The following is a 13,688-nucleotide window of genomic DNA, read 5'->3' on the forward strand; positions in this document are numbered from 1 at the left end:
GTAAGTCCTTTCTTTTAATTAATAATATAAGTGATAGCGCCCTTCATCCCAAGAGGTTTTGAACGGAACTTCAAATATAGGTTCAAGGATTTCAGGTGTTAGTACCTCAGTTGGGGAACCTTCTTTTAGGATTGTTCCTTGATTCATAATCACGATATGATCACAATATTGAGCAGCTAGGTTTAAATCGTGTAGAACTACGATGGTTGTACCTTTGAATGCTCGCAATTGTTTCATAAGTGCTACCTTATACTTCATATCTAGATGGTTCGTAGGTTCATCTAAAAGAAGTATTTGAGGTTTTTGCGTTAATGCTTTCGCAATAAAAACGCGTTGCTTCTCGCCACCTGAGAGGTGATGAATTTGTTCGTCAGCTAAATGTGTAATGCCTACTTCGTTCATATAGTGCTCTGCGATTTTTACATCTTCTGCGCTATAGGTGCCGAAGTGTTGCTTATATGGATAACGGCCCATGAGGACGATGTCTTTTACGAGGAAATCATCGATCATAGAGTCCCTAGACTGTGTTAACACTGCTACTAATTGAGCAAATTCACGACCTTTATAAGACTCTAATGGCTTTTGATTCAATGTGATTTTATCTTTTGATGGTAGTAGTCGGTAAAGATGGCTCAGTAATGTAGACTTACCACATCCATTTGGCCCGATGATGGCTGTAATTTTATTATTAGGAAATGTTACAGAAATATTCTTTAACACTTCTTTCTTCTCGTAGGAGAAGGACAGCTGATTAATTTGATACATAGTATCTCCTATAGATATAATATATACTAACCATTGTGTTTGTAACGATTCATAATAATCCAAATGAAGAGTGGAGCCCCTAGTAAGGATGTAAGAACACCGATTGGGATTTCTTCCGGACTATATAGGGCTCTTGATAATACATCTGACCATATCATGACGATACTACCGATTAGAGCACTAAAAAGTAATGTGTTTCTATGCTTAGGACCACCTATAATTCTAGCTAGGTGTGGAATTATGAGTCCTATAAAACCGACTACACCCACTTTTGATACTAATGTGGCAATGACAATAGAGGATATAATAACGATGCTTAGCTGTAACTGTTTAACTGATAAGCCCATTTGTGCTGCTTCATGATTACCCAGTAGTAGCACATCAAGATCTTGATTAAACATATAGATGTATAGTATAAACAAGGTTACAATGATAGCCGTTAATGGTAAATCACCCCATTGAATGCCTGCGAAGCTACCTAGGAGCCAGAACATAGCACTTCGAACTTGTGCCTCGTGCTTGGCTCCGTAAATAATCATCATAGTTAAAGCCGAGAATATCCCCGTCATGCCCATACCGATGAGGATGAGCTTCACAGGGCTGTTGCTTTTACCAACACAGAGCAATACCAAGATAATAGAGAGAGCTGCACCTAGGGCTGCAAAAACAGGCGTATTATAGGCCCCTAGTAGTGGAATACCGCCCATGATGATAGCAAATACGGCACCTGTACTAGCACCCGATGAAACACCTAATACATAGGGATCTGCTAGAGCATTTCTAGTTACCGTTTGCATTAATAAACCTACAAGGGATAGGCCTATACCTGTTAGTACTGAGTAGATGAGCCTAGGCAAACGAATATCTGTAATAATTGTGTTTGTCATGGATGTGGTGGCATTTGGGTCCATCATAGCCATAAGTGCAGGAATGATTTGATCTAAAGAAATAAATGTGGAGCCAAATTGTAAGGCCGTTACCAATGAAATACATAATATTACACATAGTATTAATGCTTTTATAGAAGTTTGCATAAAATCTCCTTATTTTATTGTATAGGTAATATAACCTTATCTAAGTATAGAGAACTTTCTATATATATACAATATACATAGGTGTATAGGTATTGATTATAATAAGTATAATTCTATAGAGAGTCTTATTAAAATTGCGCTCGAAGTGAAATTTAAAATAGGATTTTAGTGTTAATAAAAATTTAGAAATAAGGATAAATATTCGTTCGTTAATTTGGGGTAATCTATTAATAAAATAATAGGTAAAATGTTATTTTTATTTGTTTTTATTACCGTATTCCTATTTTGTTATATGAAAAAACTGTAAGAATAGATATAATACAAGTATATACGTGAGTAAATTTAGGAGGTGTTAGCTTGTTACAAGATTTACTATCTGAGGATAATGTATCTTTTCATTATCCTGCAGAAACGTGGGAAGAGGTAATTCGTCACGGTGGTCAACTTATGGTTGATGCAGGTTTTACTGATCCATCTTATACAGAGGCTATGGTAGAGGTTGTACGTGAAATGGGGCCATATATTGTATTGGCACCAGGTCTTGCTATGCCACATGCTCGCCCGGAAAATGGGGCAAAACGTGTAGGTACTGCTTTAGTAACCTTAGAAAAACCATTAAACTTTGGTAGCCCTGATAACGATCCGGTTTCTGTTGCATTATTCTTATGTGCTCCTAACAAGGATGAACATATTCAATTGTTGACTGATATTGCTACGTTATTTGAAGATGACGAGTTTTTAGATGCAGCAGCTGATTTTGAAAGTATTGAAGATGTACAAGAATTCTTGGCAGAGCGTTTAGAAGATCAAGAATACGTTTAGGAGGAGGCAAGTATGATTTCTGTATTAACTGTATGTGGTAATGGCATTGGTTCTAGCTTGATGCTAAAAATGAAAATTGAAGAGATTTGTGCTGAAAATGGTATTGATGCACAAGTTGAATCTATTGATTTTAATGCCGCACAAGGCCGTAAAGCAGACCTTATTGTAACCGTAAAAGAGTTAGCGGAACAATTTGAAGATAAGAATGTCGCTATTGTTCGCAGCTATATTAATAAAAAGAAAATCACTGAAGATATTCTTGATGCATTGAAACAAGCAGCTCAATAAAATGTAACAACTATATATAGGAGGTAGTGCCATGGAAATGGTATTAGAGTTCTTACGCGATGTGCTGTCTCAACCAGCACTTTTGATTGGTATTATGTCATGTATAGGTTTAATTGCCTTGAAACGTCCGTTTCATAAGGTAATGACCGGTACATTAAAACCTATTCTTGGCTACTTGATGCTCGCAGCCGGTGCAGGTGTTATCGTTAATAACCTTGATCCACTAGGTAAGATGATTGAGCATGGCTTCCACATTACTGGCGTTGTACCAAACAACGAAGCTATCGTAGCTGTAGCGCAAAAGGTACTTGGTGTTGAAACGATGTCTATTCTCGTTGTAGGCTTATTGATGAACTTATGTATTGCTCGTTTCACCAAGTTCAAATATGTGTTCTTAACAGGTCATCATAGCTTGTTTATGGCATGTCTTATGTCTGCCGTACTTGGTACAGCAGGTTTATCTGGTATGGAACTCATCCTTGTAGGTGGTTTCTTGATGGGCGCTTGGTCTGCTATCTCTCCAGCAATCGGTCAAAGTTATACATCCAAAGTTACAGACGGTGATGAAATTGCTATCGGTCACTTTGGTAGCTTAGGTTACTATTTATCTGCTTGGGTTGCTAAATATGTTGGTAAAGCAGATGATAGTACAGAGGATATTGAAATTCCAGAAAAATGGGGTTTCTTACGTGACTCTACATTATCTACAGCATTGACTATGATCGTATTCTACTTGATTGCAGCCTTTGCAGCTGGTTCTGAGTTTGTAGCTACTTTATCTGGTGATATGAGTCCTTACTTATATGCTGTTATGAGCGCTATGAACTTTGCTGTAGGTGTAACAATCGTATACTCTGGTGTACGTATGATCTTAGGTGATTTAATTCCTGCTTTCCAAGGTATTGCAACAAAAATTATCCCTAATGCTATCCCAGCAGTAGACTGTGCCGTATTCTTTACATATGCTCCAACGGCTGTAGTATTGGGCTTCATTAGCTCCTTTATCGGCGGTATCATCGGCATGCTCATCCTTGGTGCTGTAGGTGGTGTATTGATCATTCCTGGTCTTGTACCTCATTTCTTCTGTGGTGCAACAGCAGGCATTTATGGTAATGCTACAGGCGGCCGTCGTGGTGCTGCAGTAGGTGCATTCCTTAATGGTTTGGCGATTACCTTCTTACCAGCATTGGCATTGCCAGTTCTTGGTCAATTAGGTTTCCAAAATACAACATTTGGTGATGCAGACTTTGCAGTAATGGGTCTTGTATTAGGTCATGCATTCGAATGGATCGGTATGGCTGGTATCTATGGTATCGTAGCCATTGCAGCTTTTGTACTTATTATTCCAAACTTTATTAAAACAAAAGGTAAAGTTATTAACTACGTAGAAGAGGAGTAATGAAAACAACTGAGCAACATAGTAATGTTGTAGTTAGATATGTATTTCTGGCCATCGGTGCAATCAGTTTTGGTCTCGGTACAGCAGGTATCGTACTACCACTGTTGCCAACAGTTCCGTTTTATATGCTAACATTATTTTGTTTAGCTCGAGGATCTGAACGATTCCATAAGATGTTTTTGGAGTCTAGTTTATATCAAAAGACTGTTGGTGCTTATGAACGTGATAAAGCGTTAACGTTGCGGACAAAGTTATCCATTCTCTTATCGGTTAGTACAATAATGGCAATTGGTGCCTATTTTAGTCAAAATATGCCCATTGCACTTGGTGTTATGGCCTTTGTATGGATTGGTCATGTTATAGCATTAGCCTTTATTGTAAAAACAAAAAAATAAAGAATTATCTCTGATAATTCTGAATATAGCCTTGTAAGTTAGACTGCATTGGTTTAACTTGCAAGGCTTTTTTATTGTAAAATCAATAATATATAGGTAGGCTGTGTAATGCATAGAGCCTAATGAACAAAGTCTTATATATTACTGAAAATATCTTATATGGATTACAAATAGGAAAAACTTATATTATTAAAGAAAAATGAATTATTACTATTTTAAATTTGACAATGGATATCAATAAGTATACTATGATAATTATGTATATAATAATTTTTATAGTATTTGTGTATATGGTGATCGTATGAATCCACATAATCATGCAGTTTCACATGCAGGAAATTCTATGTCGAGACATACAGTGTTTGACGGTATCGATTTGATGTTCCTTGATGTGAAGCAAGAAACAATTCAATTTTATGCAAAATCACATACAAAGACGTTTGCCATAAATCATTGTGAAGAGGGGCGCATTGAGTGCAAGTTTACATCTGGTGATTATTTATATATGGGGCCCGGTGATATGTCCATAGGATGGCATATTCATGCTGATTATCAACATGAGAACTACTTCCCTACAAAGCTCTTTAAAGGGATTGTATTACTCGTAGATGTTGAAAAGGCTCAACCCGTATTAGATGCACTTGTGACTGAAGCGCGCATCGATTTGACTCAATTAGCAAATCGATTCTGTGAGCATTCTGACTTTGGTATGATGATGGAAGAGACGGAATCTGTTCGTCAGATTTTTTCTAGTTTATATAAAGTGCCTGATCAAATTAAGGGGCACTATTTTAAATTAAAAGTTATTGAAATCTTCTTACTGTTATCTGTTATTTCTACAACTAATCATGAAAAGAGAAGCTCCTATCGTAAACAACAAGTAGATATTGTAAAAGCTGTTAATGAATATATATCTACACAGTTTATGAAACGGATAACCATAGATTCCTTGTCTGACCAATTTGATATTCCTACATCAACATTAAAGCGTTGTTTTAAAGGGGTATATGGTACGACAATCCATCACTATTTAAAGGAATGTCGTATTAATGCAGCTAAGCACTTGCTTCAAGAGTCAGATCAATCTATTTTAGAAATTGCTAATGCCGTAGGCTACGAGAATGGTAGTAAATTTACTAGTGCATTCAAAGAGGCCACAGGTGTAACGCCTAGTGCTTATCGTAAAGTATAAATACCTTCAAACTAAACCAAGACATGCATTATAGTATTAGTAATATTTAAAATATAAGTGTTTAAGGTCTAGAACTAGTAGGTTATAAAAACTTAATATTGTCCGAAATGTATATTTTTGGTCTTTTCGGAGTAGATATGCAAGATACACTTTGCTAACATTAAAATGTAAATGATATTCAATGTCATTATGTGTTGCTGAAGTGTATCTTTTTTATTTTGTGTATGAGATACAAAACATATGGTTAGTTAGAAATTGAGGAGGGCACAATGAACCGGTGGGGACATGCAAAACGTAGCATTATTCTGTCTAGTGCAGTTGCCTTGTGGCTTAGTGCACCGCTTGTAGTGTGGGCGGGGAATGCGACTGTTACTACGGATGTTGTTCATGTTAAAGGAACATGGGCAGAAGAAGAAGCAAAATTGAACTCACAGCAAGTGCAAATCATTACTAAGAAAGAGATTGAAAAGAAACAGGCGAAGTCCGTCGAAGATATTATATTTACTCAAACAGGTGTATCTAGAACTGTTGATGCTATGGGCCGTGTTGGTGTATCTATCCGCGGTGCCGAAGCGCGTCACACACTGATCCTTGTAGATGGTCAACCCGTACTCGGCGATTTTGATAAGTACTCTGGTGCAGCAGACGAAGTCCAACGGCTAGGTACAGAAAATGTTGAACGTATAGAAGTTATTCAAGGTGCTGCCAGTGCTAAATACGGTTCTGATGCTATAGGTGGTGTAGTTAATATCATCACTAAAAAGGCACAAAAGAAACCATCTTTGCAATTAAATGCAGAAGGTATGCGACGCAAGAGTGATGGTGATGCATTCCCATTCCAAAACTTTTTCATTCGTGCCGACTCTGGTCAAATGGGGAAATTAAAGGTCGGTTTATCTGGTAGTAAACGTGATCTTATGCCTGTTTTAGCATCCGTTAAACGTCGTGACTCGGGTATGGCTTTTGATTATGCTAAGCATAACTTCAAACCAAATGTACTTCGTTACTATGGTGATGCGGCAGATATTGGTCTTGTAGCAACTTATGATGCAAACGATAAAAATAAATTTGAAATGCGTCTCAACCGTTATACAGAAGATCTTGTACGCGATGTTAAACACTCTGACTCCGATTTAGAGCCACAACAACATTTCAAACGTACTGCGGACCGTAATACAGCAAACTTGCAATGGTCCTCTCGAGCTGGTAAAAGCGACTGGACTGTTGAAACTAACTACTCCCGCATCAAAGAAAATGACGTAGCCCTCATTAGTTATACTGGTCGTTCTGCTTATGAAGGCTCCAATGAGTTACGCTATATCGATAATATCGATCACCGTCAATTAGACATTCGAGCTAATGCAAACACACAGCTCAATAAAAATCATCTGCTTAGCTACGGCGTGAGCTATGCTCGTGAAGAAGGCTCTGGTAGCCGATTGAAGAGTTCCCCTAATACAAGCACTATGTACATCGATCCATGGGATTACGATAAGAGCTTGCTAGTAGATAAACTTGATCGTCTTGTAAGACGTAAAGGTGATAACAGTATTAAGGTATATTCTCACATCCATGACTACAAATTCATCAATTCCGGTGGTGGCATGCCACAATGGGATATGGATTATGAATACTATGGTGCTGAAACAGATGCTCAAAAACCAGGTATTACATACGATGACTATATAAATTATGGTTTATCTGAAAGTCGATTAAGTGATTGGTCTAGTACATCCCCTAATAATCAACCTGTAACGGATGAGTTTAAAGCTCGTTATAAAGCTTTAGAAGATCGTTTAAAAGCAGAAAATCCCGTATTATCTGCTACACGTGCCAATATCGTAGGTGACTACTTTAAATATGGCGAGTCCAATGACCCAGAAATGCGTAAAAAAGCGCCTAAGTTAAATGGTAAAGCTTTCTTAGAAGAGTACCGTAATCGAGACCAACGATTGACTACTGGTAGCGGTTCAATCCGCAAGTTAAACGCTTATATTTCTGATACTTGGCAAGTAAATAAAAACTTAACATTATCTCCAATTCTTCGCTTTGATAACAGTAGTCTATTTGGTTCCAATTTGTCTGCATCCTTGGGGATGACCTATAACGTAAATGGTAATACACACCGTAGATTTAAAGCCAATGTAGGTACTGGTTATACAGAGCCTGGTATGGGTGAATTGTGGTATAACTGGGAAATGTACGCGTCTAACCCTGTAGGGATTGGTGTAGCGAAACTCGGCTGGTACTGGGCTGGTAATCCTAATTTAAAACCTGAAAAATCTGTCAACTTTGATATGAGCTTGGAAGGTGAAAATAAAAATACTTACGCTCGCGTAGGCGTATTCCACAACCGCATCAAGAACTATATGTCTGTATACTTCACAGGGGACTTCATGGACTTTGCACCATACCTCAAAGGCGATGCGAAGTACCAACGGGCACCAGATATGATTTACAGCTTTAAAAATATTGGTAAAGCAGAAATCACAGGTGTTCAAGCGGAAGTACAACAAAAGTTCGGCAAATATTGGTCTGGTAAGTTAGGTTATACATACTTGCATGCCATCAACAAGAGTGATCCAAGTATGCCTCGTCAATTGCTTGATAAGCCTATGCACAAAGTTGACATCGGTATTACTTATGACAATCCTAAATCCGGTTGGAATGGATCCATTTGGGGTGATTACTATATCAACATGCTTGATAGTAATACCCTTAACAATGGCGGTAACTACTGGCCAGATATCTTGTCCGGTGATGCAGGCGTTTATAATAAGCAAACCTATGAAAAGAAAACATTTGGCATTTGGAACGTAATGGTTCAAAAACGATTTAATAAAAATGCCATGATGTACTTTGGTATCAACAATATCTTTAACCATCGCGATGATGACCGTGCTACACAAGAACGGGTATATCGCTTGGGCGTTAACCTTAAATTTGGTGGTGGTGACAGCAGCAAAACTACAGCAATCGGCAAATCCAAGAATGGCACAACTGTTAATGCAGTAGGGGCCAATACACCTAATGGCGCTAATGGCGAAGTAGTAAATGCAGAATCTGGTGTACAAAATGTAGCTGATGTAGTTCGTTTAACTGACTTTATTCATTCTGATTTTGATACCACAAAAGAGCGTGGTGTTACATTAGTTGGCGACTACAGAGCGCGCTGGATGGCACATGATGGTTCTAACAGACCGCAATCTCCATTTAGAGCTAACTCCGCTATCGGTTCTGCGAAAGCGAATATGTACGATGCTAATCGTCATAGCTTTGAACAACGCTTGCGCCTTGGCTTCGATGCACGCCTTAATGAGTTTACAAACCTCAAAGTTATCGGCAGTGCGACTGGCATGAGTGGTGTAGATACAAGCTGGACTCAATCTGATTCTAAAGGCTTTAACCATCAACGACTCGATACAGTGGATCTCACGAGACGCGTTAAAAAATGGGACGTATCTGTGGGCCGCTTAACAGAGCCTATGGGTGCGAGTGGCTATTGGTTCGGTCAATCTTATGACGGTGTTCGTGCCGTTTGGAATGGCCATGACTCTCAAGTTCGTATCGGTGTTGGTACTTTCAAACATAGTACAGGTATCACTGATTCTGCCTATACTCACGCAGTACATGAAGTTATCTACAGACCGCCAACAGCGGCTGAGTTAATCGGTATTAATCGCGATGAGTTCCCATACGATATTGAAAGTGCTACTAAAACCGGTTCTGATGGTGAGAAAAAATCTAGTGAAGATACAGCTGCACCAGATAGCCCTAATGGTATTTATGATTCTACTTATAAAGGTAAGACAGATAGCATTTACTTCTATCAACAACTGAAAGAATTGCAAGCTGAATATGAAGCTTATAAAGAAACCTTGGATTTAAGCTGGAGTAATCCAAATCGCGATCAAGAGCTTGAAAAGGCAAATGCTAAGCTTGTGGAAACACAACAAAAACAAGCTCAAGTGATGAGCCGCTTACAAGATATTCTTGCTAAGGCATACCCTACAGATATGGCTGAGAAGAAATTCTCCCTCGATATACCATCTGGTGGTTATGCAATGTATGAAATCACTAATAAGAATACAGGGGAAAAACTCTATAAGACCGGGGACATTATGTATAATGTGAACTCTTCTTTATACCCTGAATACTTAAAAGAAAAGGCTAAAGGTCTTATCGTATCTGCTGATAATAAAGATGCTTTAGTAAATCCTAAAGCCTATGTTGAAAAACATGGTGACGAGATTAATCAATCCGTAGCAGAAATTGCTAAATATAATGCTACAGATAACTGGAGCAACTATAACAATAGTGAACTTGATGTGGTTTGGGTTAAACAGCCAGATGGCACATTCAAACAATCTTATGATTACTATGGACAACCAGCTAGTGATTATGAGTTCACTGGTTACTTAGGTGCTAAAACATATAAATACGATAGTGGTAGTTATGTATTTAGTGATTATGATGCTAAAGATGCAATTTACAAAAAGAACTTTACAATGTCCTCTAATGACTGGGGTGAAGGTAGTTCTTACTATGGTTGGGGCATGCCAAATGCATTGTTCAACTATATGTATAATCTTGAAAAGGTTGTACATGATGCAGAGTCTGAAAACAAATTACCACGTGAAGCGATTGGTAAGATCATTGGTAACTTGATTCGTACAGAAGGGGTAGTTCTTGAAAAAGATACTGTACCAGCTATTGATAAAGCTGCCTTTGTTCAATACAAGAAACAAATAGGCTCTCGTCTTGGGTTACAAGCGTGGTATTTACGCTCCTTTGGCGGTAAAACGCATACATACCTAAATGCAAATGGCAACGGTAATGATGAATATAGCTTCTCCAATGTAGCTCATGTATTCGGTATCGGTGCTAAATATCAGTTAGGTGCTAATGCATCTGTTACCGTTGATTACGGTCAAAACCGTTCCAACTTGGGTCGTTATTTAAATGGTAACACTGTATACCAACACGAACGTGGCACAGCCGACTTTGCTCTTAAAGGTCATCAAATGGGTGGTACACCACACTTCTGGATGGCTCGTCTAGATATTGGTCGTGCCGACCTAGATATTCCTAAATCTTGGAATGCGTTCATCGATTACAAATACTTTGAACATGGCTCCTTCTTCGGTGGTAATGGTAGTGGTGCAGTTCCGGATCGTTATCTCGACGGTATTCGCAGCTTTACATTCGGTGCTGGCTATGTGCCTCGCAAGGATTTACTCCTTGAAGCATTCTACACATTTGATGCGAAAGGTACTAATAAACGAGATACGTTATATGGTAGTGAAAGCTTTAAGTTAGGCGATTATACAAGAATTCAAGGGACCTACAGGTTCTAATGTTCAGTCTGTAAACAGGCAGAAAGGTTACTAATATGGAAAACTTAAATTATGTCATTCACTTGTTTCATAGCGGCGGATATGTAATGTATCCATTATTACTCTTGTCTTTCATGGTTATCGCTATCGCTGCAGAACGAGCTTTCTACTATCACAAATATGCCGGTAAAACTTTCGTTGTTACCCATGCAGTCAATGAACTAGCAAAATTACAAAATTGGGCAGAAATTGATAAAGTAATCAAAGAAAACCCATCTATTGCGAGCCGTATTGCAGAAGCAGGTTTACATAATGCTTCTAGCGAGGAAGCTATGAAAACAGCCTTTGCTGACCAAATGGGCGTAGACGCAGTAGGCTTCCGTAAATATATGGACTATCTCAGTGCTACCGTTACAATCTCTCCATTATTGGGCCTATTAGGTACAGTAACAGGTATGATTGGTTCTTTCAGTATCCTCGACTCCGGTGCGGGCGCATCTGCTATTACTGGTGGTGTTGGTGAAGCCCTCATCGCTACAGCATCTGGTTTGTGCGTAGCCATCATGGCCTTTATTGTATATACAGTATTCAGTCATCGTTTGGATGCTATCATTAACCAAATTGAAAATATGTGTGTTAGCATTGTTAGCGCTAAGCGAGAAGGGTGGAAATGATTATGAACTTACAAAGCTTTCGTATGAAAACAAAGCCTGAATTCATGATTATCCCAATGATTGATATTATCTTCTTCTTGTTGGTATTCTTCATGATGAATAGCTTACAAACAGTGGCTCAAAAAGCATTATCTGTACAATTACCACAAGCTACTAGTGCATCTGCACCGGCTCAGTTACCAGTTGTATTTACACTTGATGCGGAAGGGCATATTACAATTGATAACAATCCAATGAGTATTGATCAAGCAGAAGCTATGATTAAACAACGGATTCAAGAAAATCCTAACGCTAGTGTTATCTTACAAGCCGACAAACGTGCAGCTCATGGTCAAGTAGTAGCGATTATGGATATGCTAAAGCAATCTGGTGTTAAACGCTTGGCTATTGCAGCTGAACAGAAAGGATAACTATGGGACTAGGCATATCATGGAAAAAAGCAGCCATTATATCCGCCGTAGTTCATCTTATTGCTCTATTTATTGCCGTAATCTTTTTCGTAGTGGTTCCAGCAATTCAAGACATGGAAACTTATGAAATCGACCTCACACAAAGTGTGCTCGATGATGGCGGCAGTGGTCATGCCGGCGGTGGTGGCGGAAACAGGTCAGACCTATTCCCTAAACCATTATCGGCTGATGAAGTAGCGGCAAGAACAAAGGCTGTTGTAGCAAATGTTGATCCATCTACTGCAAGAGATATTCCTGATGCAGTAGATGTACCCCCGAAAGGCGGCGAACATAAAGGTAATACCTCTGGTGATAATTCCACAGGTGGTTCCGGCCCCGGACATGGTGGCGGCTCTGGCGGTGGAAACGGTACAGGTGATGGCACTGGCAATGGTGATGGCCAAGGTCAGGGGAATGGTAAGGGTGACGGCACTGGTAAAGGTGACGGTCATGGTACGGTGAAAGCTGCATTTGATGTAGAAGGATTCCGTGCAAGAGTGCAAGATAATGCACAAATGCCTTCCATGGCTTTAAAAAGAAAATTACAAGGCGATGTGACTGTACAAGTAACACTTGATACAAATGGTAGTCTTATTGGACAAAGTATCGTATATTCTACAAATGAAATATTCAATGATGCGGCAATGTCTGCCGTAGTGGCCGCAACACCATATAAAAATCCAACTGGAGCAGATATCGATATCAAGGTACCAGTTGAGTTTAGAGGTCATGAATCATCTGATGATGAAGATGAATAGAAGTATCTATGTAATAGACCTATCTATGAATTAAAGGAGCTAATTATGAAATCAATTATTTTATATTCTTCCCTCACGGGAAATACAAAAAGGGTGGCGGAAGCAATGGCTTCTGTAATGCCTGAAGGTACACCTTGCGTTCCTGTAAAAGAGGCGCCTGAGAATTTAGCTGATTATGACACTGTTTTCGTAGGTTTCTGGGTAGACCGTGGTACAGCAAATAAAGAGGCTGCTAAGTTAATTGAAACTTTGAAGAATCCTAACATCGTATTCTTTGCTACATTAGGTATGTATGCAGATTCTGATCATGCTCGTGAAAGTATTGATAAAGCATCTGAATTACTACAAAATAAAGAGTCCCTTGTAGATGGATTCGTATGCCAAGGTAAAATTGATCCAAAAGTCATTGAAATGATGTATAAAATGTTCCCACCTGGATCTGCTCATGGTCAAAGCCCTGAACGCGATGCCTTACATAAAGCGGCTGAAACGCATCCAGACGAACAAGACTTTGCAAATGCAAAAGAATTTACGAAATCTGTACTTGCAAAGTTGCAAGCCTAAACTGAAAGGGGA

12 protein-coding genes are annotated in these 13,688 nt (G+C 38.8%); 10 read left to right on the top strand and 2 right to left on the bottom strand.

Going from position 1 to position 13,688, the window contains the following annotated elements:
- Positions 1-18: 18 nt before the first annotated feature.
- Together VEIT17_RS02375 and VEIT17_RS02380 are read right to left on the bottom strand one after the other, a co-directional pair.
- Positions 19-765, bottom strand: coding sequence for an ABC transporter ATP-binding protein (locus VEIT17_RS02375; protein WP_178884594.1), 747 nt, complete (start codon positions 763-765; stop codon positions 19-21).
- A 26-nt stretch (positions 766-791) separates the two neighbouring features.
- The gene (locus tag VEIT17_RS02380) at positions 792-1,799 is read right to left on the bottom strand and encodes a FecCD family ABC transporter permease (protein ID WP_178884596.1); all 1,008 of its coding nucleotides are present in this window, start codon (positions 1,797-1,799) and stop codon (positions 792-794) included.
- A 357-nt stretch (positions 1,800-2,156) separates the two neighbouring features.
- On the opposite strand from VEIT17_RS02380, the gene VEIT17_RS02385 reads away from it, so the two are divergent.
- The 10 genes from VEIT17_RS02385 to VEIT17_RS02430 all read left to right on the top strand — a co-directional run bounded on the left by VEIT17_RS02385 (position 2,157) and on the right by VEIT17_RS02430 (position 13,676).
- The gene (locus tag VEIT17_RS02385; protein WP_024047885.1) at positions 2,157-2,621 is read left to right on the top strand and encodes a PTS sugar transporter subunit IIA; all 465 of its coding nucleotides are present in this window, start codon (positions 2,157-2,159) and stop codon (positions 2,619-2,621) included.
- A 12-nt stretch (positions 2,622-2,633) separates the two neighbouring features.
- Positions 2,634-2,909: a PTS sugar transporter subunit IIB gene (locus VEIT17_RS02390; protein ID WP_005385725.1), complete on the top strand. Its 276-nt coding sequence runs from the start codon at positions 2,634-2,636 to the stop codon at positions 2,907-2,909.
- A gap of 31 nt (positions 2,910-2,940) precedes the next feature.
- Positions 2,941-4,308, top strand: coding sequence for a PTS ascorbate transporter subunit IIC (locus VEIT17_RS02395; RefSeq protein WP_178884598.1), 1,368 nt, complete (start codon positions 2,941-2,943; stop codon positions 4,306-4,308).
- On the top strand, positions 4,308-4,703 hold the full coding sequence (locus VEIT17_RS02400) for a YbaN family protein (RefSeq protein ID WP_178884600.1): 396 nt from the start codon (positions 4,308-4,310) through the stop codon (positions 4,701-4,703). The genes VEIT17_RS02395 and VEIT17_RS02400 overlap by 1 nt, the downstream gene beginning before the upstream one ends.
- 301 nt (positions 4,704-5,004) lie before the next feature.
- Positions 5,005-5,895, top strand: a complete 891-nt coding sequence (locus VEIT17_RS02405; protein ID WP_178884602.1) for a helix-turn-helix domain-containing protein — start codon at positions 5,005-5,007, stop codon at positions 5,893-5,895.
- Between the two features lie 269 nt (positions 5,896-6,164).
- Positions 6,165-11,252, top strand: coding sequence for a TonB-dependent receptor domain-containing protein (locus VEIT17_RS02410; protein ID WP_178884604.1), 5,088 nt, complete (start codon positions 6,165-6,167; stop codon positions 11,250-11,252).
- A gap of 35 nt (positions 11,253-11,287) precedes the next feature.
- On the top strand, positions 11,288-11,905 hold the full coding sequence (locus VEIT17_RS02415) for a MotA/TolQ/ExbB proton channel family protein (RefSeq protein ID WP_039969016.1): 618 nt from the start codon (positions 11,288-11,290) through the stop codon (positions 11,903-11,905).
- A 2-nt stretch (positions 11,906-11,907) separates the two neighbouring features.
- Positions 11,908-12,315 (top strand): ExbD/TolR family protein, encoded by a 408-nt coding sequence (locus VEIT17_RS02420; RefSeq protein WP_039969325.1) that lies wholly within the window; start codon positions 11,908-11,910, stop codon positions 12,313-12,315.
- 2 nt (positions 12,316-12,317) lie between these two features.
- Positions 12,318-13,112: an energy transducer TonB family protein gene (locus VEIT17_RS02425; protein ID WP_005385736.1), complete on the top strand. Its 795-nt coding sequence runs from the start codon at positions 12,318-12,320 to the stop codon at positions 13,110-13,112.
- A 45-nt stretch (positions 13,113-13,157) separates the two neighbouring features.
- Complete coding sequence (locus tag VEIT17_RS02430) at positions 13,158-13,676, top strand: flavodoxin family protein (protein ID WP_005385737.1); 519 nt, start codon at positions 13,158-13,160, stop codon at positions 13,674-13,676.
- Positions 13,677-13,688: the final 12 nt, after the last annotated feature.

It is taken from the genome of Veillonella nakazawae (genome assembly GCF_013393365.1).
Taxonomy (GTDB): Bacteria; Bacillota; Negativicutes; order Veillonellales; family Veillonellaceae; genus Veillonella; species Veillonella nakazawae.

Coding starts and splice junctions, on each gene's coding strand:
- VEIT17_RS02415 (WP_039969016.1), top strand. CDS start 11,288: ATGGAAAACTTAAATTATGTCATTCACTTGTTTCATAGCGGCGGATAT.
- VEIT17_RS02395 (WP_178884598.1), top strand. CDS start 2,941: ATGGAAATGGTATTAGAGTTCTTACGCGATGTGCTGTCTCAACCAGCA.
- VEIT17_RS02430 (WP_005385737.1), top strand. CDS start 13,158: ATGAAATCAATTATTTTATATTCTTCCCTCACGGGAAATACAAAAAGG.
- VEIT17_RS02425 (WP_005385736.1), top strand. CDS start 12,318: ATGGGACTAGGCATATCATGGAAAAAAGCAGCCATTATATCCGCCGTA.
- VEIT17_RS02405 (WP_178884602.1), top strand. CDS start 5,005: ATGAATCCACATAATCATGCAGTTTCACATGCAGGAAATTCTATGTCG.
- VEIT17_RS02380 (WP_178884596.1), bottom strand. CDS start 1,799: ATGCAAACTTCTATAAAAGCATTAATACTATGTGTAATATTATGTATT.
- VEIT17_RS02400 (WP_178884600.1), top strand. CDS start 4,308: ATGAAAACAACTGAGCAACATAGTAATGTTGTAGTTAGATATGTATTT.
- VEIT17_RS02420 (WP_039969325.1), top strand. CDS start 11,908: ATGAACTTACAAAGCTTTCGTATGAAAACAAAGCCTGAATTCATGATT.
- VEIT17_RS02390 (WP_005385725.1), top strand. CDS start 2,634: ATGATTTCTGTATTAACTGTATGTGGTAATGGCATTGGTTCTAGCTTG.
- VEIT17_RS02410 (WP_178884604.1), top strand. CDS start 6,165: ATGAACCGGTGGGGACATGCAAAACGTAGCATTATTCTGTCTAGTGCA.
- VEIT17_RS02375 (WP_178884594.1), bottom strand. CDS start 765: ATGTATCAAATTAATCAGCTGTCCTTCTCCTACGAGAAGAAAGAAGTG.